Origin of the sequence: Pseudomonas sp. D1-36, assembly GCF_051132205.1 — a bacterium.
Taxonomy (GTDB): domain Bacteria; phylum Pseudomonadota; class Gammaproteobacteria; order Pseudomonadales; family Pseudomonadaceae; genus Aquipseudomonas.
This window is the reverse complement of the sequence record NZ_CP071674.1, coordinates 4,958,434-4,978,507: the sequence shown is the minus strand read 5'-3', so window position 1 is coordinate 4,978,507 and position 20,074 is coordinate 4,958,434. Positions and strand designations below refer to the sequence as shown.

Annotated in this window: 21 protein-coding genes; 10 read left to right on the top strand and 11 right to left on the bottom strand. The window is 59.7% G+C overall.

The window, feature by feature from the left end; all coding sequences use genetic code 11:
- Positions 1-5: 5 nt before the first annotated feature.
- The 4 genes from cyoA to cyoD are packed head-to-tail and all read left to right on the top strand — an operon-like array spanning position 6 to position 3,874.
- A complete protein-coding gene (cyoA, locus tag J3P76_RS22355; protein ID WP_434701255.1) occupies positions 6-932 on the top strand; it encodes a ubiquinol oxidase subunit II in 927 nt (308 codons plus the stop codon).
- 22 nt (positions 933-954) lie between these two features.
- A complete protein-coding gene (gene cyoB / locus J3P76_RS22350; protein WP_434609305.1) occupies positions 955-2,928 on the top strand; it encodes a cytochrome o ubiquinol oxidase subunit I in 1,974 nt (657 codons plus the stop codon).
- Positions 2,929-2,930: 2 nt separating this feature from the next.
- Entirely contained in the window at positions 2,931-3,545 is a 615-nt protein-coding gene (cyoC, locus tag J3P76_RS22345) for a cytochrome o ubiquinol oxidase subunit III (RefSeq protein WP_434609307.1), read from the top strand.
- Positions 3,545-3,874 carry a cytochrome o ubiquinol oxidase subunit IV gene (cyoD, locus tag J3P76_RS22340; RefSeq protein ID WP_420767572.1) on the top strand — a complete coding sequence of 110 codons (330 nt, stop codon included), beginning with the start codon at positions 3,545-3,547 and terminating at the stop codon, positions 3,872-3,874. The genes cyoC and cyoD overlap by 1 nt, the downstream gene beginning before the upstream one ends.
- Before the next feature lie 142 nt (positions 3,875-4,016).
- Here the strand turns inward: cyoD and J3P76_RS22335 are convergent, their stop codons facing one another.
- The 6 genes from J3P76_RS22335 to J3P76_RS22310 form a co-directional block, all read right to left on the bottom strand.
- Positions 4,017-4,949: a phosphatidate cytidylyltransferase gene (locus J3P76_RS22335; protein ID WP_039594237.1), complete on the bottom strand. Its 933-nt coding sequence runs from the start codon at positions 4,947-4,949 to the stop codon at positions 4,017-4,019.
- A gap of 1 nt (position 4,950) precedes the next feature.
- On the bottom strand, positions 4,951-5,571 hold the full coding sequence (locus J3P76_RS22330; protein ID WP_420767573.1) for a lysophospholipid acyltransferase family protein: 621 nt from the start codon (positions 5,569-5,571) through the stop codon (positions 4,951-4,953).
- Between the two features lie 196 nt (positions 5,572-5,767).
- Positions 5,768-6,232, bottom strand: a complete 465-nt coding sequence (locus J3P76_RS22325; RefSeq protein WP_434649915.1) for a hypothetical protein — start codon at positions 6,230-6,232, stop codon at positions 5,768-5,770.
- Positions 6,229-7,566 carry a phosphatase PAP2/dual specificity phosphatase family protein gene (locus J3P76_RS22320; protein WP_434609314.1) on the bottom strand — a complete coding sequence of 446 codons (1,338 nt, stop codon included), beginning with the start codon at positions 7,564-7,566 and terminating at the stop codon, positions 6,229-6,231. Before J3P76_RS22320 ends, J3P76_RS22325 begins: the two co-directional genes overlap by 4 nt.
- Entirely contained in the window at positions 7,566-9,323 is a 1,758-nt protein-coding gene (locus J3P76_RS22315) for a bifunctional alpha/beta hydrolase/class I SAM-dependent methyltransferase (protein WP_434701254.1), read from the bottom strand. The genes J3P76_RS22320 and J3P76_RS22315 overlap by 1 nt, the downstream gene beginning before the upstream one ends.
- A 10-nt stretch (positions 9,324-9,333) precedes the next feature.
- Entirely contained in the window at positions 9,334-9,957 is a 624-nt protein-coding gene (locus J3P76_RS22310; RefSeq protein ID WP_434609320.1) for a CDP-alcohol phosphatidyltransferase family protein, read from the bottom strand.
- A 156-nt stretch (positions 9,958-10,113) separates the two neighbouring features.
- Here J3P76_RS22310 and J3P76_RS22305 point away from each other — a divergent pair, with 156 nt between their 5' ends.
- Positions 10,114-10,572, top strand: a complete 459-nt coding sequence (locus tag J3P76_RS22305; protein WP_434609323.1) for a GNAT family N-acetyltransferase — start codon at positions 10,114-10,116, stop codon at positions 10,570-10,572.
- A 51-nt stretch (positions 10,573-10,623) separates the two neighbouring features.
- Here J3P76_RS22305 and J3P76_RS22300 read toward each other — a convergent pair whose 3' ends face one another.
- The 3 genes from J3P76_RS22300 to J3P76_RS22290 are packed head-to-tail and all read right to left on the bottom strand — an operon-like array spanning position 10,624 to position 13,072.
- Entirely contained in the window at positions 10,624-11,577 is a 954-nt protein-coding gene (locus J3P76_RS22300) for a hypothetical protein (protein WP_434609325.1), read from the bottom strand.
- Between the two features lie 5 nt (positions 11,578-11,582).
- A complete protein-coding gene (locus tag J3P76_RS22295; protein ID WP_434609327.1) occupies positions 11,583-11,867 on the bottom strand; it encodes an acyl carrier protein in 285 nt (94 codons plus the stop codon).
- 20 nt (positions 11,868-11,887) lie between these two features.
- Positions 11,888-13,072, bottom strand: coding sequence for an MFS transporter (locus tag J3P76_RS22290; protein WP_434609329.1), 1,185 nt, complete (start codon positions 13,070-13,072; stop codon positions 11,888-11,890).
- Positions 13,073-13,344: 272 nt separating this feature from the next.
- Between J3P76_RS22290 and J3P76_RS22285 the strand changes: the two genes are divergently transcribed.
- The 5 genes from J3P76_RS22285 to J3P76_RS22265 are packed head-to-tail and all read left to right on the top strand — an operon-like array spanning position 13,345 to position 18,444.
- Positions 13,345-14,814 (top strand): AMP-binding protein, encoded by a 1,470-nt coding sequence (locus tag J3P76_RS22285; protein WP_434609331.1) that lies wholly within the window; start codon positions 13,345-13,347, stop codon positions 14,812-14,814.
- Positions 14,815-14,858: 44 nt separating this feature from the next.
- Positions 14,859-15,809 (top strand): chlorinating enzyme, encoded by a 951-nt coding sequence (locus J3P76_RS22280; RefSeq protein ID WP_434609333.1) that lies wholly within the window; start codon positions 14,859-14,861, stop codon positions 15,807-15,809.
- Positions 15,810-15,863: 54 nt separating this feature from the next.
- Positions 15,864-16,775, top strand: coding sequence for a hypothetical protein (locus J3P76_RS22275; RefSeq protein ID WP_434609335.1), 912 nt, complete (start codon positions 15,864-15,866; stop codon positions 16,773-16,775).
- A 39-nt stretch (positions 16,776-16,814) separates the two neighbouring features.
- Positions 16,815-17,066: an acyl carrier protein gene (locus J3P76_RS22270; RefSeq protein WP_434609337.1), complete on the top strand. Its 252-nt coding sequence runs from the start codon at positions 16,815-16,817 to the stop codon at positions 17,064-17,066.
- 58 nt (positions 17,067-17,124) lie between these two features.
- Positions 17,125-18,444 (top strand): tetratricopeptide repeat protein, encoded by a 1,320-nt coding sequence (locus J3P76_RS22265; protein ID WP_434701253.1) that lies wholly within the window; start codon positions 17,125-17,127, stop codon positions 18,442-18,444.
- Between the two features lie 60 nt (positions 18,445-18,504).
- On the opposite strand, the gene J3P76_RS22260 is transcribed toward J3P76_RS22265, so the two are convergent.
- Positions 18,505-19,461: an amidohydrolase family protein gene (locus tag J3P76_RS22260; RefSeq protein ID WP_434609340.1), complete on the bottom strand. Its 957-nt coding sequence runs from the start codon at positions 19,459-19,461 to the stop codon at positions 18,505-18,507.
- Positions 19,454-20,056, bottom strand: coding sequence for a gamma carbonic anhydrase family protein (locus J3P76_RS22255; protein WP_434609343.1), 603 nt, complete (start codon positions 20,054-20,056; stop codon positions 19,454-19,456). The genes J3P76_RS22260 and J3P76_RS22255 overlap by 8 nt, the downstream gene beginning before the upstream one ends.
- Positions 20,057-20,074 lie beyond the last annotated feature (18 nt).

Here is a 20,074-nt window from a genome sequence, read left to right as displayed (position 1 = left end):
AAGACATGCGAACTCGACTGCCTTGTTACTTATCAAGGTTGTTGCTGGTCGGCGGGATGCTGTTGCTCGGCGGTTGCGACATGGTGTTGTTCAATCCCAAGGGACAGGTCGGCGTTGACCAACGCAACTTGATCATTCTCTCGACGCTGTTGATGTTGCTGGTGGTGGTGCCGGTCATCGTCATGGCGTTCGTCTTTTCGGTGAAGTACCGCGCTTCCAACACAAAGGCGAAATACACGCCGGAGTGGGCGCATTCGCGAAAGATCGAAACGGTGGTCTGGGGTGTCCCGCTGGTGATCATCATCATTCTGGGCGTGGTCACCTGGAAGTCCACCCATGCGCTGGACCCTTACCGGCCGCTGGATTCGGACGTGAAGCCGCTGGTGGTGCAGGTCATCGCGGCGGATTGGAAGTGGGTCTTCATCTATCCGGAACTGGGGATCGCTACGGTCAACGAGTTGGCGATGCCGTTGGACACACCGGTGAACTTTCGCGTGACGTCCGACGGTGCCATGACCTCGTTTTTCATACCGGCACTGGGCGGGCAGATCTACGCCATGGCCGGCATGCAGACCCAACTGCACCTGATTGCCAACGAGGCCGGGGAATACCGGGGCATCGCCGCCAACTACAACGGCCCGGGTTTTTCCGACATGCACTTCCGAACCCTGGCCACCGATGCGGCGGGCTTCGACAAGTGGGTCGCCGACGTCCGCGCAGGGCAAGGGCGGTTGGATAAGGACAGTTACGCCCGACTCGCCCGACCCACGGTCAAGCACCCGGTGGAGCACTACGCCTCGGTCCAGCCGAACTTGTTCCAGAGCATCATCGATAAGTACGAAGGCATGAACCGATCCCGTGAGGTCGAGCATCGCATGGAGCACATGCAAGGCAGCATCGAATCACCCGTCGGGGCCCCGCAAGGGCAGTAACAAGATCCTGGAGTAGAACAGCATGTTTGGAAAACTCAACCTTGAGGCGATCCCGACGGATGAGCCCATCATCATGTGGACCCTCGCGGTGGTGGGGCTGGTCGCCTTGGCGGGCATCGGCGCCATCACCTACCGCCGCAAATGGACGTACCTGTGGAAAGAGTGGTTCACCTCGGTCGATCACAAGCGCATCGGCGTGATGTACATCGTCGTGGGCCTGGTGATGCTGCTGCGCGGGTTTTCCGACGCGATCATGATGCGCACGCAGCAGGCGATGGCGTCCGACGGTTCGCCCGGTTATCTGCCACCGGAACACTACGACCAGATCTTCACCGCCCATGGCGTGATCATGATTTTCTTCATGGCGATGCCGTTGGTGGTGGGGTTGATGAACATCGTCGTGCCCTTGCAGATCGGTGCCCGGGACGTTGCGTTCCCGTTCCTCAACGCGTTGAGTTTCTGGCTATTCGTGGCCGGCGCGATGCTGGTGAACATTTCCCTGGCGGTCGGTGAGTTCGCCCGCACCGGTTGGGTCGCTTATCCGCCGTTGTCGGGGCTTTCCTACAGCCCCGGGGTCGGGGTGGACTATTACATCTGGTCATTACAGATATCCGGGGTCGGAACGTTGCTCACCGGGGTGAATTTCTTCGTCACGATCTTGAAAATGCGTACACCGGGTATGACGCTTTTCCGCATGCCGGTGTTCACCTGGACGGTGCTGTGCACGGCGGTGCTGATTCTTGCATCGTTCCCGATTCTTACCGCGACGCTGTTCATGCTCAGCCTCGACCGCTACCTGGACATGCACTTTTTCACCAACGAGCTGGGCGGCAACCCGATGATGTACGTCAACCTCATCTGGGCCTGGGGCCACCCGGAGGTGTACATCCTGATCCTGCCGGCGTTCGGCATCTTTTCCGAGGTGGCGTCCACCTTCAGCCGCAAGCGTCTGTTCGGCTATCACTCGCTGGTGTGGGCGACAATCGTCATCACCATCCTGTCGTTCATCGTCTGGGTGCACCACTTCTTCACGATGGGCTCGGGGGCGAACGTCAACGCCTTCTTCGGCATCATGACCATGATCATCGCCGTGCCTACGGGAGTGAAGATTTTCACCTGGCTGTTCACCATGTACCGCGGGCGAGTTCGCTTTGAAACGCCGATGCTGTGGACGGTGGGCTTCATCGTCACGTTCAGCATCGGTGGCATGACCGGCGTGCTGCTGGCGGTGCCCGGGGCGGATTTCCTGCTGCACAACAGCCTGTTCCTGATCGCCCACTTCCACAACGTGATCATCGGTGGCGCCGTGTTTGGCTACCTGTGCGGCCTGACCTATTGGTTTCCCAAGGCATTCGGCTTCAAGCTCCATGACGGCTTTGGACGGGCGGCGTTCTGGTGCTGGATTGTCGGCTTCTACTTCGCCTTCATGCCGTCCTACTTCCTGGGCTTCATGGGCATGACGCGGCGTTTGAACCACTTTGATGTTCCGCAGTGGCGGCCCTGGCTGGAGCTGGAGTTGATCGGTGTCGGCATCATCCTGTGCGGCGTGGTCTGCCAGATCTTGCAGTTCTACTTCAGCATCCGCCACCGCCACCAGAACCGCGACCTGACGGGCGACCCATGGGACGGTCGCACGCTGGAGTGGTCCACGGCGTCACCGCCGCCGTTCTATAACTTCGCCCAGCAACCGGTGGTGGAGGGCATCGACGCCTATTGGGGCATTAAGGAGCGTGGGCAGAAAACTGCCATCGAAGCCGACTTCCAAGCCATCCACATGCCGCGAAACACCGCCATGGGACTGGTCATCAGCCTGTTCAGCCTGATCATGTGCTTTGCCCTGGTGTGGCATATCTGGTGGCTGGCCATTGTCGGGTTGGTCGCGACCATCGGCGGCGTGATCTGGCGCAGCGCCGATGACGACATCGATTACTACGTGCCCGCCGAGGAGGTGGCGCGCATCGAAAATCAACGCATCAAGATGTTGGCGGAGGCTTGATCATGTCCAATCTCGTTCAACCCAACGCCACCGCGCCGGAATCCGAACACGGGCACTCGGACGCCAGCTCCATGACCCTGTTCGGGTTCTGGATCTACCTGATGACCGACTGCATCTTGTTCGCAACGCTGTTTGCGACCTATGCGGTACTGGGGCAAAGCGTCGCCGGTGGCCCTGGCGCCGCCGACATTTTCGAATTGCCCTACGTCCTTACGGAAACTTTCATCCTGCTGTTCAGCAGCATCACCTACGGTTTCGCCATGCTCGCGCTGAGCGCTGGCCAGAAGCAAAAAGTGCTGGCCTGGCTCGGCGTGACGTTCCTTCTCGGCCTTGCGTTTATCGGCATGGAAATCCATGAGTTCGAGAAACTCATCGCCGAAGGCTATGGCCCGAACCGCAGCGCCTTCCTCACGGGCTTCTTCACCCTGGTGGGCACTCACGGCCTGCACGTCGCCACCGGCCTGTTGTGGATGGCTGTCGTTATGTTCCAGGTTCAACGCAAAGGCCTGACCACCGTCAACGCGACCCGCATGGGCTGCCTGAGCCTGTTCTGGCACTTCCTCGACGTGGTGTGGATTTGTGTGTTTACCGTGGTCTATCTGTTTGGAGTGATGTAATGAGCAGTCATCAGAGCAGCGTCGATGCCAGCCATGGCAGCGCAAAATCCTACCTCACCGGGTTCGTGCTGTCGGTCATCCTCACCGTCATCCCCTTCGCCCTGGTGATGTATCCCACATTGCCCAAGCCCGTGACGGCCGGGATCGTGGCGATATTCGCGGTGATCCAGATCGTCGTCCACCTGGTGTATTTCCTGCACCTGAACTTCTCACCGCAGCAACGCTGGAACCTGACGGCGCTGGCGTTCTCAGCGGTGGTGATTGCGCTGCTGGTGGGGCTGTCGCTGTGGATCATGTACAGCGTGCATCACAATATGTTGGCGCATTGAATGTGCACCACACCGCTTTTGTGGCGAGGGAGCTTGCTCCCGCTGGGGCGCGGAGCGGCCCTAAGATCTGGGGGCTGCTGCGCAGCCCAGCGGGAGCAAGCTCCCTCGCCACAGGTAAGCGGTGCCTCAGGACAGGGTTATCTCAAGTCCACCAATACCGAACCAGATGAAAGAAGATCGGCGCGGCGAAGCACACCGAGTCCAAGCGGTCGAGCATGCCGCCGTGGCCTTCGATCATGTGGCCCCAATCCTTCACGCCCCGGTCGCGCTTGATGGCCGACATGACGATGCCGCCGGCAAACCCAAGCAGGTTGATCAGCAAAGCGATAAGGAATGACTGCCAGGGGTTGAACGGCGTGATCCACCACAGCGCGCCGCCGATCAGCGAGGCCAGGAAAATGCCGCCGACAAAACCTTCCACGGTCTTCGACGGCGACAGGTTCGGCGCGATCTTGTGCTTGCCGAACAGCTTGCCGCAGACGTACTGCAACACATCCGAGAGCTGCACCACGATCACCAGGTAGGCGATCAGCAACAGGTTGCGCCCTTCAAAACCTGCAATGTCCAAGGTCAGCAGGGCGGGCACGAAGGAAATGCAGAACACCGCGATCATCAACCCCCACTGCACTTTCGACGCGCGTTCGAGGAAGTGCGTGCTGTCACCGCCCAGCGACGCGAGGATCGGCAACAGCAGGAACACGTACACCGGAATGAAGATCGAGAACAGTCCGTACCAGTCGTAGTAGATCAGCAGGTATTGCAGCGGCAGTGCCAGGTAAAACGCCGCCACGAGGGCGGGATAGTCACTGCGCCGGGTCGGCGTCAGGGTCAGGAATTCGCGCAATGCGTAGAACGACACGGCGTAGAACAGCAGGATTACCGCCGCGTTGCCGAGCCAGAACGCGATGCCGATCACCAGCACCATGATCCACCAGGCGTTGATCCGCGCGTTGAGGTTCTCGATGACTGAGTTCGGCGCGCCTTTGGTCCGCAGCTTGAGAATGAAACCGATCAACGAAGCCAGCAGCAGAATCGCGCCGATCCCGCCAAACAACATCAAGGTATATCGATCCATGTCAGACGTGCTCCGGGGCCAGTGCCAGCAGCGCGGCACGGCTGCGTTCTAGAAATTGCTCTTTGCTTTCGCCTTCCTCGATGCACAGCGGCGCGCCGAAGCTGGTGGTGCACAGCAGCGGCAAGGGCAGCACGCGGCCCTTGGGCATGACGCGGTTGAGGTTGGCGATCCACACCGGGATTACCTCCACCTCCGGGTGGCTTTTCATTAAGTGGTAGATCCCGCTCTTGAACGGCAGCAGGCCTTCGTCCGGGTTGCGCGTGCCCTCGGGGAAGATGATCAACGAGTCGCCGTTTTCCAGCGCGTCGAGCATCGGCTGCAATGGATTGTAGGCAGGGTCCTTGCGCTCGCGATCCACCAGCACGCCGTTGAACACCCGGTTGATGATGTAGCGGCGCACCGGGCTGGTTTGCCAGTAATCGGCCCCGGCAACCGGGCGGGTGAGCTTGCGTAGCGCCGGTGGCAGCGAGGCCCAGAGCAACACGAAATCACCGTGGCTGCTGTGGTTGGCGAAATAGATCCGCTGTACCGGCGTCGGCGCGCAGCCGAGCCACAGGCTGCGAGCGCCGGTGACCATCCGCGCGGCGGAGGTGATGAGATTGGCGACCACGGGTTCGAACATGAGGATTCCTTGTCCTGAAAGCTTGAAGTTATGCGACATCTATCGCAGGCAAACAATGTGGCGAGGGAGCTTGCTCCCGCTGGGCTACGAAGTAGCCCTAACACTGAGGTCGCGGTTTATCAGGCAGATCATAGGGGAGGGCTTCGCCCTCCAGCGGGAGCAAGCTCCCTCGCCACAAAAGCCATTTATTTCCTGTTTAAGTTCCAAGGTCCGAATAAACCAGCCAGGGACTGGCCAGGACGAAGCTCACGGTCAACAAAGCTTGCGTAAACACCAGCCAGGCTTGGCGGCGAAGCAGGCGCATCGAGCCGTGGCTGCGCTCGGGCCACGACCGCCCGCCACGCTCGGCCGGTTGCAGGCCGAGATTGGCGAGGGCCTCGTCCAATGCTTGGGTGCGTTCGGTCAGTGGCTTGCCGGCATCCGCGACGATTTGAAACAGATCGGCATCAAAGGCCACGCGAAACGCCAGATATTTTTCCTGCATGCCGAGGACGAACACGCCGAAGCTCAGCAACAGCAGCCACGGATCGACGCTGCCCACCAGCCATTGGCCCAGGCCGATCAACGCTGCCAGCAGCGTCAGGCCAGTGGAAAGCTGATCCAGCGAATGACCCCGGCGCAACAAGCTCGCCACGGTGTGCAGTTCGATGTCACTGCTCATGACCATTCCCCGAACCCTGCGGATATTTGCCCCAACGCCTGGCGATGGGCCGGGTGTAGGACGACACGCGGGCGCACACGCTGGATCTGCGCAATGGCTGCGTCGACGCTGGCAGCACGGCCAGTGCTTAGCAACCACGCCGCCACGGCGGTGGCGCTGCGCGAATAACCCAAGGCGCAGCAGACCAGCACCGGCCCGTGCTGGCGCAGGTGCTCGATTTTCTGCGCGGCCTCCAGGCATTGCTCGGTGGTCGGTGCGGTCAGGTCGAGCACAGGCAAGGTGCGATAAGCGATTGCCGTGCTGTCCATGGACAACTCGGCGCACAGGTCGAGCACCCCGTTGAACGGGCTGTCCTTCAGCGCTGTCGACGTAGGAATCCGCCCGAGCCAGACGTCATCCATGATCTGGTCAGGTTGCGGGTGCTTGCGCGTCCACAGGCGGGAATTGATCCACGCCGCCATCAGATAAGGCGCCAGCAACCAGCGCACCGCCGGGCTCAGCCGGCCGTCTTCACGTTTCTGGAACCCGCTCGCGCCGAACACCAGATAATTCAGTGCCACCATGAGCAGCGCCACCGCCGGCCATATCAGCCAGAGCCACGCGCCACCGTAGGCAAACGCCGGGATGAACATCGCCGCCGCGCCCAAGCCATAACGCATGGCCAAGCGTCGACGGGCTGGATCGGTCGCCAGGCGCGCACTCAACAGCGGACTTGGCCGGTCCAGCGGCCACAACCAGACACACAACCACCCGGCCAGCGCGCCGGTCGGCACGTCGACGAAATGGTGTTGGTAAGTGGTCAGCACCGACACGCCGATCAACGCGAACCAACCGTGCATCAGCCAACGCCAGACGCCTTGCAGGTGGCGCTCATAACAGACCCAGAGCACCACCAGCAGCGCGATGTGCAGCGACGGCGCCTGGTTGAACGGCTTATCGAAGCCGGCCAGTACGTCAAACATCCAGCCGAACACCCCGTCCATTTCCGGCCGAGGGAAGGTAAAAGTCAGCGGCCAGAGCAGGAAGCAGCTGACGGCAATTCCTTGGGCCGTGAGCAGGCGCAAGGCGTGGCGCTTGAGTTCGTCGCGGCTGTTGGGCAACAGCAGTGATAGGCCGTATAACAGGTCAATCGACCAGTACGGCACGATCGTCCAGGCCATGAACGGCATGTGGCTTTCCCAGCCGAACACCAGGCTGCCGACGTCGTCACGCTGGGCCGTGACCCAGGTGGCGAAGCCGTACGTGGTGAAGAACAGCGGCGCCAGCAACAGCAGCCACAGCACCGCCGGTTTCAGCAGCGCGGGTTCGCGGACCGGAGCGATGACGGCGCTCATTACTGGACCCGCTGCGCCAGCGACACGCTGAAAATGCCCCACTCATCGACACGCAGGGTGATCTTGCGAAAGCCCGCCGCCTCGACCAACTGATCCATTTCCGCCTGGGTGCGCCGACGCATCACCCAGGCCTGGCCGGCGCGGTGGCTGGTCAGGGCGCGGGCGATCAGTTCCAGTTGCGGGTGCCACGGCTGACCGGTGTAGACCAGGAAACCGCCGGGCTCCACCGCTTCGGCCAGGCCCGCGAGGGAGCCGCCGACCATCTGGTTATCGGCGAACAATTCGTACAGGCCGGACACCACGGCGAGGGTCGGCTTGGGCTCCAGCGCCGCCAGGTCCTGGCGGTCGAAGGCATCGCCCTTGACGAATCGGGCGATGTCGCCCAAGCCCTTCTCGACGATCAGCGCACTGCCGTCGCGCACGTTGATGTCGCTGTAGTCGCGCAGCAGGATCGACTCCGGCAACGGGCTGACGCCTTGCAGCGCTTCCAGAATGTAGCGGCCATGACCGGCGGCGATGTCGACGATGCGCACCTCGCGGTCCTGGGCGCGCAACTCGGCCATCGCCAGGCGCAGCAACTCCTCGACGTGCACCTTGCGCTGGCGAATACCGCGCCAACCGATGGAGTTCAGGTAGTTCTGGTCGATCATCTTGCCCAGCGCCGACGTGCCGGTGGGGCGGTTGCGGTAGACGTAGTCCAGGGTGCTGCCAGAGTCGAAACCGGTGTCGAAGCCCAGTTTCACGCCGGCAGACAGCTTGCTGCCAAAGCGCATGCTGGCGCGGGTCATGCGCCAGTAAAGATCACGCAGCGAGTTGTGCGGCAGCGGCGTCGCCAGGGTTTCGGCTTCGGCGCAGGTCACGCCGAGGCGATCGGCGTCCAGCAGGGAAGGGCGCTCCAGCGGGCGGGCAAAATTCTGCAGGATGAAACGACGGGCGCTGGCGATGGCTGGCGCACGGTTCTTTTCGCCCAGAGTGTCGTGGAAGAAGCCCGGCAGGATGTGCTTCTCCTTGTGCAGGCTGCCCAGGCGCTCGAAGAACTGCTCCTGGGGTTTGCGATGCACCACGAAGTCGGAACCGGAGATCAACAGCTGCGTCGGTACCTGGATCGCCTGGGCATCGGCTACAACCCGGTCGGCCGCTTCGTACAGGCCCAGCAGCACGTTCACCGAAATGGCCTTGGTGATCAACGGATCGCTGTCGTAGGACGCCACCCGCGCCGGGTCATGGCTGAGGAACTTGGCCTTGACGTAGCTGTTGACGAAGAAGTTGCCACGGAACTTGCGCATCAGCGCCAGGCCCGGACGGGCGAACGGTACGTAGAGCTTGACCTTGAAGGCTGGCGACGCCAGCACCAGCGAGCGAATGCGCGGCGCGTAGTCGTGGACCCAGGTAGACGCGATCACCGCGCCGACGCTTTGTGCGATCACGGCGATGTTCTGTTCGTCGATCTGGTGCGTGGCGCCGATGTGATCGCAAAAAGTCTGCACGTCACGGGCGCTGGTAGCAAAGCTAGGGCTGTCGCCGCGCTCGCCCGGCGACTGGCCGTGGCCACGTGCGTCCCAGGCGAAAAATTCGAACCCGGGCAGATCCAGCTCATCCACAAGGTGCGCGATGCGCCCCGAGTGTTCATGACCGCGGTGAAACAACAACACAGCCTGACGGGGTTCACCCGCCGTGGCCTCGACAGCCGGCCAGTGCCGGTAGAACAACTCCACGCCGTCGTGGGTGGTGAACGTCTGTTCCTGGGCTTCACGCATTGCAATTTCCTTATGCTGAGGGAGCGTTTTCCGACACCTGGCTCAGGCCATGGCGGACCCGATTGACCAAGGTATAAACCAGCAGGGCGGCAACCACCGCCATCACACCATCAACCCACAGCGCCCCGAGCCAACCCAGGGCAATACCGGTCGCCAGCACGCCAAACACAAACGCGCGGTCACTCTTGCCCATCGGCCCGTCATAGCGCCGCGAAGCCCCGACCATCGCGCCCAGCACGCCAGCGTATTCGCTGAACAACGCCAACAGCGTGACCAACAACACGAGCAACAGGCTGGTATCGGGAAACAGGGCAAAAGGCAGGATCAAGGCCGCGTCGGCGATGATATCGCATAGCTCATTGAGGTAGGCGCCCAGATTCGATTGCTGGCCGAACTCCCGCGCAAGCATGCCATCCACCGCATTCAACGCCATGCGCAGGAACATCCACACCGGCACCAGGACGAAAACCCACGGATGGTTGGCGAACCATGCAATCACCGCCCCCACCAGCACGGAAACGAAGCCGGCGAGCAAGGTCACCTGGTTGGCGGTGATGCCTTTGTCGTAAAGGCGTTGTACGGTGGGACGAAGCAGGTTTTGGAAGGCAGGCTTGAGCTGATAAATGGAAGGCATGTGAAATGAGATCTCGGCCGGATTCGGGGCTGGGCTTGTTCAGCTGCGAGATTACGATAGGTTGAGGCCTTGCAGGTGGGTATTTGCTGGGAATGAGCGCGGGTAGGCATCTGCGCCGTATACGCGGTGGAAAAAGACTACAGAAGGATGGTTAAGATGCTGCAAGTGGATTGGCTCCTCAACCACATGGATAAATGCAACCTGATGGCCGAATGGCTGTATCGAGAATTTACCTATGAATTCGCCCACCAATCATTGGCCCACTGGCAGGAGGAATTCTCGGCAGGCCAGCGCGATGGCCGCTGGAAATGCCTGATCGCCATGGAACATGACCAACTGCTGGGCGGTGCCTCGCTGGCACATGACGACCTGCCCGACCACCCCGAGCTCGGCCCGTGGTTGGCCTGCGTATTCGTCCACCCGGATGCCCGACGAAGGGGGTTGGCCGCGCAATTGATCGAAGGCATCTGCAACCATGCCAAAGAAGCAGGTTTTGCGACGTTGTTCCTGCACACCCACAGTGAACGGGATTACTACGCCAAGCTTGGCTGGGAAGTGCTGGAGCGCTTCGAGGCTTGGGGCAAGGAGCAATGGCTGATGGTGCGGTGTTTGTAATCGCCAGCGGCTTGCTCGCCAAAGGTTGACGCCTGTTTCTTTGGTTGCAGGCTAGCTGGCGATATCGATCGTCCGGGTTAAACGAAGCTCACGCAGATAGTCGGCTTCCAACCCGGCCAAGGCTGCACAGCGCTCGATCAAGTCGCGGCGGCGAACCTTGCCGGTTATCTGAGCCATCGCCATCAGGCCTTTGAGTACACTGGCTTCCTGGACAAACAGGCCAACCCGTTTCATGGCTGCAACGGGAGCACCGGTCATCTCCAGATAGCGGGCAAAGCAATTGCGGGAGCCGGCCAGGAGCGTGAACACATCGTGCAATGCCCGAAACTTTGTCGTATTGCTGGCCAGCGGGTTGTCCAGCAACTGCTCCAGATGGCCATAGAACCAAGGGTCGGTGTTGAAGTCGTCCAGGAAGGCCTGGTGACGCTGACGGAATGTAATCTCGACATCAGGCGATTGAACTGGCGTCCATTCCAGGCAAAACATGCGCCGGCTGCCCTCATTCTGGAAGAACTGTTCAATCACTTCGTGTGGGTAACGGTATTCGCACAACACGCTGGCAGCGTTGTCGTCGACCACCTCCCAACTGCCATCGGCATTGGCCTGGCGCAGCACGACAACATGCTGCGCATGGGTGCTACGGTATTCGGGGCAGTGAGCGAAGTAATACACGTCTCCTGAAAGGAACGCGCATCCATGGGCCTGGATTTGCCCATGGATAATCGGCAGCAGGTCATCCAGGCACTTTGCCTTCTGCTCGTGGAAACGCACGCCCAGCAGGGCCAGGTCGTCTTCGGCGAAGTAGCGGCTTTGCAACGCGTACTTGGGCTTGTTCTCCACCACCATCTGCTGGAACAGGTCGCCCACGGTCGGCAAGGCGTTGTAAAACAGCCAGTCCACTTCGATGCCCAGGCGTTTCATGAAAACTACAGCGTGGCGCTGGAAACAGTTGAGAAAACGACGGTCGTACAAATGCACATCGTAGGGAAACTGTTGTTCTTGCATGAGGCCTAGTCCTTTTCCGGGATAGCCAAGTAGTGATCTTGGAGCAGCCTTGCCACGGATGCCGGGCTGCCCAGGAACTGGGGCGCCAGATGATCGGTTTCGAATTCGATTTGAAACCAGTCTTCCAGGCGCGAGACCAGGAGGATCGCTTTCATCGAGTCCATCCCGGCTTCGAGAAACGACACGTCCGGGTTCACCTGGACGCTTTGGGGCGCGACTTCTTTCATCAGTTGATAGATTTGCGCGAGAACACTGTGGTGACGATCGGCTTCAAGGCCTGCGTGACTCATTGGTTGCCTCCCTTCATGTCTTATGAGCGTGCCAACGGAACGGGTCGCGGGGCGCGACGCAACTGAGCCAGCCCCAGCAGCCCGGTGGCGGTGATCACACCGGTGCCGATCATCAGTGCCGGTCCGGATGCTGGCCCCATAACCGACGCCGACGTGGCGAACGTCAGCAACAACGGGCCCGTGGCCTGCATGGAATACGCGCAAAAGGTGCTGCGGCTGCCCACAAGTGCCGCCTGGGCATCGTTATTGGCGCTGCGCATCAATTGGCTGCGGACGGCGATGCGCAGGTGATTGGTGATAAAGCCGACCAGGAAGGCACCGATCAGCGAAAACGCGACCTGAGGGGCCATGACCATCACCGCATCGACGACGATCAGCCCCACCGCGAACATGGCGAGTCGATGCTTGCCCAGTGGCATCAATGCCGCCAGGAAAGCGCCGATACCTGCGACACCGGATGCAATGCCGAAACTGGTAGGGCTCCAATGATTCACTTGTTGATAGACGACCGGCATCATGCTGTTGAACGCGCCGATATGCAGGGCAATCAGCCCCAGGCAGGCCATCCAGCCATATGGCATGTCGAACACACGATCGCTGGTCTGCTTGTCTTGTCGCGGTTTCGCGCTGTCCGCTACGGTCGTCACGCTACGTTTCATCCTGCCCGCCAGCAGCGCCGGGCTGAGAGCGGCCCCCGCCAACGCCACGCCCATCAGGAACGCCGAGTCGCTGAGCCAGCCCAGCAGTGCTCCGCCGGCCAGCGAACCGGTGAAGCCGCCGACTTGGATGGCCGTTTGCATATAGCGCGCGGCATCGTCGGCCGATAGCCAGTCGGCGACGACCCGACGGGTATTTTCGATTTCCAAGGAGCTGGCGGTCAGGAAGTCGGCCGTCCCCACCATCAGGGCGATCAACAAAAAAACGCTGAGTGCCGTGGCAAGCCCGAGCCATGCCAACAGCGCCGCCATGAGAAAAACGGCGACCCGTAAAATGACCAGCCAGTGGGCATCGATATTGGCGGCGCGTCCCCGGCTCACCACATCCAACGCGAACGGCACGGCGACCGAGAAACACAGGACGACGCCAAGTGGAACGCTCGACCCCGACAGCTTGAGCGACATCCAGATCACGCCGGTCAGCACGGCCTGGTCGCAAGCCGTAGCCAGCGCAACGACGCCGTAGAACAGATAGTTTCGAGCCGACATGATGAAGCTCCGCTGGACCGATCAAGTTAATGGCATTGACGAAACCAGCACCGTCATACGCTGGTCCCGCAAAGAGAAATGGCGTGACCTGACGTTCAAGGGGCAGGGTGTATGGCGTCACGGGACGCCTGAAAATACCCAGCCGCCGCTGAAGTCCGCAACTTGCGTTAGTAAAACTAAAGGCTGCTGCAAAAACCTAACGCAACGCCACGAGCGAGATAGCCGGTAGTAGTCTCTAGCGACCGATGCCATCGGACGCAGGAGCGAGCGGCATGAAAAGTGAGGGACTGGAAACACTGGTTTCAGAACTGAAGCACAATCAGCGCAATGCAGTTTTATTCCACCGTAGTGCGGAAGTGGAGCGCGTCCGGTTTTGTGATCTATACGAAACGATCGCTGTCGTTTCGCGGCAACTCCGCGAGGCCGGGATCACTGCCGGCATGCAGGTTGCCATGGTTGCCGAAAACGGTAAGCCTGCTTTTGTCGTGGACCTCGCGTTGTTGCACATCGGCTGTGTCGTCCTGCAGCTTCCCGAGAAAGCGTTCCAAGGCGGGCTGGCCGATATCGATCAAGCCACTCTTGACTTCCTGTTGGCCGGTCCCTTGTACGGCGAGGCGGTGGACGGCGAGCTGTGGCGCCCCGTAGGGCCGATCTGCGGGTTGGGCCTCTTTGAAAAAATAACGTCTTCGAATGTGTCTCACTCCGTCGTCGGCCCGGTCATTTTCTCGTCGGGAACCAGTGGCAAGGAAAAAAAGATTCGCGTCAACAACGCGACCGTCCTGCATAACGCCAGGCAATTCTTTTCAGCCATCGATGCCGGGCCAGACGATCGTTTCCTAATCTTCCTGCCGCTGTCCAACTACCAGCAGAAACTGTTGATCTACGGGTGCATCGACGCGGGAGTCGATATTGTCTTGAGCTCCATGCAGAACGTCATGCAGGCCCTCAAGCAGACGTCCCCAACCTTGTTCCTGGCGCCACCGCTGTTTTACGACTCGATGTGGCGCCTGGCGGACGGGGACGGGGACAAACTGCGCGTGCTGTTCGGCGCCAATATCCGGCAGATGTGGAGTGGTATGGCCGCACTGCCGTCGGCTGTGCTCAATGGATATCGTACGGGCGGCCTACCGCTTCTGGAAGCGTATGGCATGACGGAATACGGACCTATCGCAGTCAATACCCTTGATCACAATCGACCTGGCTCGGTTGGGCGGGCATTGGTTCCAGGTAGCGTGATGCTGGATGGCGATGGGGAAATCCTGCTCAAGTCAACTCGGCGGTTGACCTGCGGTTACGTGGACCAGCCAGAGGAAGTGGAGCGCGCTGTCTATCGGGACGAAACCCTTATCGCCACGGGCGATATCGGCCATATCGACGAGGACGGTTATATCTTCATCGACGGCCGTAAAAACGACACGATCATTACTTCGGGCGGCCAGAAGATCCACCCCACTTCAGTCGAAGAGGCTTTCAACAGCCTGCCCTTTGTTCACTGTGCGGTAGCGCTGGGCGCCCGTAGACCCCACTTGGGTATGTTGCTGGTCGTCGAACATATCGATTCGAATGCCCGGCAACTCATCGAGCGCACGATTGACAACTACAACCGTGGCGCCACCGTGCCGATACGAAATTATTTCCTGTCGACCGAGCCGTTCACCACGGCGAACGGCCTGCTGACGCAAAACATGAAACTGCAACGCAAGAACATCTCTTCACGATACGAAGCTTCCGTATTCAATTAAGCCGTCACGCAACACTGATCTTCCACACTCAGAAGGCAAGGAGATTGACCTTGGACACGTTAAAAGAAGATTTTGGACTGAGCGATGAGGAAATCGCGTTTTTCTTCAAGAATGGATATGTGAAACCGTTCAAGGTCTACGAGCCGGAAGAGATGGAGAAACAGTGGCGGACGGTGCGCCTGCAGACGCTCGATCGCAGCAACGCGGTGTATTCGGACAACACCATTTCCAATGCGGGTAACAACAACCTCGCCAATTATGACCGGCACTTGGATATTCCTTTCCTTGGACAACATGTCTGCAACCCCAGGATTGTGCATAAAGTGCGTAGCTTGATGGGCAAGGACTTGCTGTGCTGGCGCACCGAATTCTTTTCGAAGTATCCCGGCGATGCGGGTACCGATTGGCATCAGGCGAACACGTTCGCCGGCGTGGCGGGGCGGCCTCATATTGTCTGGCCTGATGACTCAGGGCGTCGCGGCACCTTGACCGCCTGGACCGCTTTCACCGACACGATGAAAGACACGGCCTGCATGGCGATCGTCCCGGGCACTCATAACATGATGCATTACGACGAAGAGAAGCGCCTGATCTTCAACCCGGAGAAAAATAACGATCTGGTCAAGGATGGCGTTCGTCGTGGGCTGTGGGGGTATGACTACCGTGACCTGCAAGTTGACCCTGACTGGAAGCCCGACGAATCAAAAGCGGTCTATTTCGAGATGAAGGCCGGCGAGTGCGTGATCTTCTGGTCGACCGTCCTTCATTCGTCGCTGCCGCACCTGGGCTTGACCGACAAAATGCGCCTGGGGTATTCCGCGCGTTATGTGCCGCCGGAGGTTCTGATTCACCCCGATACCGACATGCTCCACGAGTTCGGTGGTGAAGTCAGCCTGGAAAACTACGGCGCCGTCGTGGTGTCGGGCGAGAACCGTTATTCACATAACCGCATTCGCGACAAGAACATGCTGGGCGATCCGTTCATTCCAGCCTGACCACTCTCGGGCCGGAGGCCTTCCGGCCCTGTTCTTGTAATAGGGAAAATACGGATGCGCATAATGATCGACGCGTGTGCCTACGTTCTGGGTGAACTCGAACGTCCGTATCACGAAGTGCTTGATTTCACGAAGCAGCTGGAGCGATTCGGCTATCCGGATGAGCCGAGCGTGTTTGGCTGGGGAAGCTACTTCAAGAGCGACGGCGATATATTCGAGCTTGGCATAAAGTCAGCACGTCAGACACTGGCTCGCAGCACCGTGTCCGCGGACGATATCGACTTTGTCATGTTCTGTTCAACCTGCTTCCCTGGCGATGAAATCGAGTACATCAACTACAACGTTCGGGTGTCGCAAGGCTTGGGATTGAAGAAGGCATTTCCCATCGGCGTAACGCTGAACAATTGCATCAGTTTCATAAGTGCAGTCGTGATGGCCGAGAGCATGATTCGTAGCGGGATCTACAACAATATTCTGGTTATCACGGCCGACAAGGTCTATGACGAGTCGATACGTTTCAACAACTTTGCTTTGCTCAGCGATTCGGCGGCGAGTTGCCTGGTCACGCGCCAGGAAGTTGCAGGTCTGCAAATAGTGACTTCGCGTTTTGGTGTCAGCGAGGACCCCATGACCTCCAACCATGGGAAAGATGAACCCGAACTCTATGGGCGAATCCTCAACGAGCTGTTGGACGCTGGCGGAACCCGCCTGGGTGATGTCAGTAAAGTGTTTTGCAACAACATCTTCCGTCCCGTGACGCAACTCAAGGAAACCCGCCTCGGCTTTTCTCGCAGACAGTTGTACCTGGATAACGTCGCGCGCTGCGGGCACTGCTTCTCAGCCGATACGCTGATCAACTATGTCGATTACGCCCGTCAGAACCCGCCGACCGAGGGCGAGAAATTTCTGTTCTCGGTCGATGCGCCCAACCTGCGCGCCAACCTGCTTGTTCAATACAAACATTAACCGCCACTTCATTAAACATCTGTCATGCGGAGGAACGCCATGAACATGCCAACCCAGGAACTGCACACTCAGACCGACACCAGCCCGCTATCGACAGTCCACACCATTTGGGCGGAAGTGCTCAAGCATCCGGCGCTCGACGATCAAGCCGACTTCTTCGACGCCGGTGGTAACTCGATGTTGCTCATTGCGATATTGAACCTGATCCACGAGCGCCTCGACCGTGAAATCAACCCGGCGGCGCTGGTCAGTGGCATCACGCCGGCGAGGCTTGCGGAGCTGGCCGCCTGAGCCTCACCAGGCCAGCGCTTCTCAGTGAACGACACGGGACCAACAGGAAGGACTTTTTATGATCGAGTTCATTGATGCTCGCGGTGTGCCGGTGCGTGTACACGACGCCGCCGAAGCAGACGAATTGGAGACTGCCCTGGTCGGCATTCTTGGAATGGAGTTCGATCCACTTCCGCTCCTTCAACAGCGTGACGTTCGCTGCCCGATTTCCCGGTTGATCGAATGTGCCGTCCGGTTATCAAGCATGGAGGACCGGCAAATACAGCACGCCATGGTGCTGCTTGGCGGTCTGGACCAAGAAGATCTGGACCTGCGCGAGCGCGGGCACCTGGCTGCATGCAATCACTGGGTCAATCAGGACTATGAACTGGCCCATGCCTGCTGGCGGGAGCTGTTGGCCCTGCATCCTCGGGATATAGTGGCCTTGTTCAGCGTGCACATGCTGGAATTCAACATGGGCTGGACCGAGCGGATGCGCGAAACCATGGTGACGGCCAGTCCTTCTTGGGCGCTCATGCATCCGCTCTATGGTTACGTGCGAGGGATCGAGGCCTTCGCGCTGGTGGAAAATGGTGACTATGACGCCGCGAGTGTCGCGGCCGAATGTGCCCTGGCGATCAATCCGCGAGACATTTATGCAATCCATGCCGCCTGTCATGTCGGCTATGAACGCGGAGAATATGCCCAGACATTGAAATGGCTGGACGATACGCAGAGCAGTTGGGCCGACAATCTCTGCATGCGCATCCATCTATGGTGGCACCACGCATTGTTCAACCTTTATATGCAGCGTCCGGACGCAGCATTGCAGACTTTCCATCAGAAAATCAGGATCAAGAACGACCCCGACGGCTATGAGGACCTCGACGCGGTCAGCCTGCTGTGGCGCTTGTCGCTGACCGGCGTGGATGTCTCCGACCAGTGGCAGGAGGTCGCACAGTATTGGATGCCGTCGATCGATCAGTCGCAATACTGGTTCAACGATGTGCATTCGATCATGGCGATGGCCAGCTCCAATCACCAGGTATTGGTGCAACGCATCTTGCGACGTATTGACACCACGTATGCCAAGGTCCCGATGGTTGCCAACGTGACACGGACCGTTTGCCGGGGGCTGATTGCATTCCAGCAGGGTGACTACGACTGCGCCCTGGAGCTGCTAGGCAAGATCCTGCCCGCGGTGCGTTCCATCGGGGGCAGTAACGCGCAACGTGACCTGCTGGAGTTGACCGCGATCGAAGCCGCCATACGTGCCCGGCAATTCGACCGCGCGAAACATTTGATCGAGCAGGGGCGCAGCTTGCGTCACCCTTCGCCCTTTCGTACGTTTTTTATCGATCGCTTGGAGCACGACGAACCGATCCATCTGCGAGCGTGACCGACCTGGCGCGCCCTGAGCATTGCGCTTGTGGGCGTAATGCTCGCCGGATCGGCGCTATCATCGATCGCGCGGCGCGATTCCATTGAGCAGGCGTTGCATGTTCCCCGAAAGAATCAGGCTGGCGTCGTGGTCACTGATAGCGTGTTCGGGGTCAACGATGAACGAGCGAAGGCGCCTGTTGATCGATTCATGATTATTGATGGGCCAGTCCGTGCCGAAGATGATCTTGTGATTGATCTCATTCTCGAACAACGCTTTCAACATGGGCGCCTGGCCGCGAGAGTCGATTGAATGCTGTGCGCCGCTCAAGTCGAGATAGACGTTGGGACGGTACTTGCACAGCTCAATGCATTGTGTCTGATCATTGACCGCGCCGTGGGCCAGGATGAACGGGATGTCCCGATAGCGGCGCGCGGGTTCGTCCACCCAGCGGGCTTGGGCATGGGCAAAGGACAGCGCCGGGGATGTCGGCCCGATGTGCAACAGGACGGGCAGACGATGAGCGTTGCAATATTCATAGAAGGGCTCCAGCAACGGATCGTTGGCCTGGTATCCGCAAGGCGGGTAGAGCTTCAAGCCGCTGAAGCCGTACGTCTCGATCCCGCGTATGAACAGGTCGAGTCCGTCCTTACCCCAGCGTGGGTCGACGCCGGCGAAGACTTCGAAGCGCCCCGCGTGGCGTTGGAGAATGGCCTGGTGTTCCTGGAACATTTCTTCAATGCTCAGTTCGCTGTCCGGCAATGCATAGGTGAAGTCCGGCAGCAGGAGGACGGAGCGATGGATGCCCGAGCGGTCCATAGCGGCGACTTGAGCGTCACCCTGGTGGTCGCATAGGTCCCGCTGGAACTGATCAATGATCCTGGACCTGGGAACCGGAAACCCACTGGCCTGGAGCTTCACTTCGATATTGTCAGCGACGCCCTCCAGGAAGCTCAGGGGGGTGAAACGCGTGGAGGCGACATGGCTGTGGCCGTCGACGAGCGGGCCGACGATACGCCCGGGCTCATCATTCATCATCCACCTGCTGCTTGCGAAGGAAGCGTGCGTAGCGCTCCATCATCTGCCTGACAACGCCTTCGCTCTCGCGATCGACGCCGAATACATAGCGGGGGAAATCCAGCGTCTTTTGGACGTTCCAGATCTGCTCATGCTGGTCGGCGGGGAAGTATTGGGCCGGATCGCCTACCGCGACCCAGCCGATCGGCACCATGGCGCCTGCTTCCATCACGGTCTTGATGTGAACGACACCATTGATGCGGACTTCCGCGCCTTTGCCAATGTGGGCGCCATTAAAAACGCAAGCGCCGGTGGCAATGAATACCTCGTCGTCGATCCGGCAGCCTGTCAGGTGACAGTGCGGCCCGACCATCACATGGTTGCCGATCTGGCAGTCGTTATGGGCAGTGCTGCGGATGACGGCGTTTTCCATGACGATACAATTTTCACCGATCCTCAGCGTGCCGCCCTCTGCGACGAGGACCGCGCCGTGTCCGATGACGGTGCCTGCGCCGATAGACACATCGCCCTCCAGGATTGCGCTCGATGCAATCCGGGCGGAGGGCGCAATCTTCTGGTTCGTGGCCGCGTTCAGTTGGGCTTTGTCAGGCATGGGATGCTCCGTGATTCC

Coding starts and splice junctions, on each gene's coding strand:
- cyoA (WP_434701255.1), top strand. CDS start 6: ATGCGAACTCGACTGCCTTGTTACTTATCAAGGTTGTTGCTGGTCGGC.
- cyoB (WP_434609305.1), top strand. CDS start 955: ATGTTTGGAAAACTCAACCTTGAGGCGATCCCGACGGATGAGCCCATC.
- cyoC (WP_434609307.1), top strand. CDS start 2,931: ATGTCCAATCTCGTTCAACCCAACGCCACCGCGCCGGAATCCGAACAC.
- cyoD (WP_420767572.1), top strand. CDS start 3,545: ATGAGCAGTCATCAGAGCAGCGTCGATGCCAGCCATGGCAGCGCAAAA.
- J3P76_RS22335 (WP_039594237.1), bottom strand. CDS start 4,949: ATGGATCGATATACCTTGATGTTGTTTGGCGGGATCGGCGCGATTCTG.
- J3P76_RS22330 (WP_420767573.1), bottom strand. CDS start 5,571: ATGTTCGAACCCGTGGTCGCCAATCTCATCACCTCCGCCGCGCGGATG.
- J3P76_RS22325 (WP_434649915.1), bottom strand. CDS start 6,232: ATGAGCAGTGACATCGAACTGCACACCGTGGCGAGCTTGTTGCGCCGG.
- J3P76_RS22320 (WP_434609314.1), bottom strand. CDS start 7,566: ATGAGCGCCGTCATCGCTCCGGTCCGCGAACCCGCGCTGCTGAAACCG.
- J3P76_RS22315 (WP_434701254.1), bottom strand. CDS start 9,323: ATGCGTGAAGCCCAGGAACAGACGTTCACCACCCACGACGGCGTGGAG.
- J3P76_RS22310 (WP_434609320.1), bottom strand. CDS start 9,957: ATGCCTTCCATTTATCAGCTCAAGCCTGCCTTCCAAAACCTGCTTCGT.
- J3P76_RS22305 (WP_434609323.1), top strand. CDS start 10,114: ATGCTGCAAGTGGATTGGCTCCTCAACCACATGGATAAATGCAACCTG.
- J3P76_RS22300 (WP_434609325.1), bottom strand. CDS start 11,577: ATGCAAGAACAACAGTTTCCCTACGATGTGCATTTGTACGACCGTCGT.
- J3P76_RS22295 (WP_434609327.1), bottom strand. CDS start 11,867: ATGAGTCACGCAGGCCTTGAAGCCGATCGTCACCACAGTGTTCTCGCG.
- J3P76_RS22290 (WP_434609329.1), bottom strand. CDS start 13,072: ATGTCGGCTCGAAACTATCTGTTCTACGGCGTCGTTGCGCTGGCTACG.
- J3P76_RS22285 (WP_434609331.1), top strand. CDS start 13,345: ATGAAAAGTGAGGGACTGGAAACACTGGTTTCAGAACTGAAGCACAAT.
- J3P76_RS22275 (WP_434609335.1), top strand. CDS start 15,864: ATGCGCATAATGATCGACGCGTGTGCCTACGTTCTGGGTGAACTCGAA.
- J3P76_RS22270 (WP_434609337.1), top strand. CDS start 16,815: ATGAACATGCCAACCCAGGAACTGCACACTCAGACCGACACCAGCCCG.
- J3P76_RS22265 (WP_434701253.1), top strand. CDS start 17,125: ATGATCGAGTTCATTGATGCTCGCGGTGTGCCGGTGCGTGTACACGAC.
- J3P76_RS22260 (WP_434609340.1), bottom strand. CDS start 19,461: ATGAATGATGAGCCCGGGCGTATCGTCGGCCCGCTCGTCGACGGCCAC.
- J3P76_RS22255 (WP_434609343.1), bottom strand. CDS start 20,056: ATGCCTGACAAAGCCCAACTGAACGCGGCCACGAACCAGAAGATTGCG.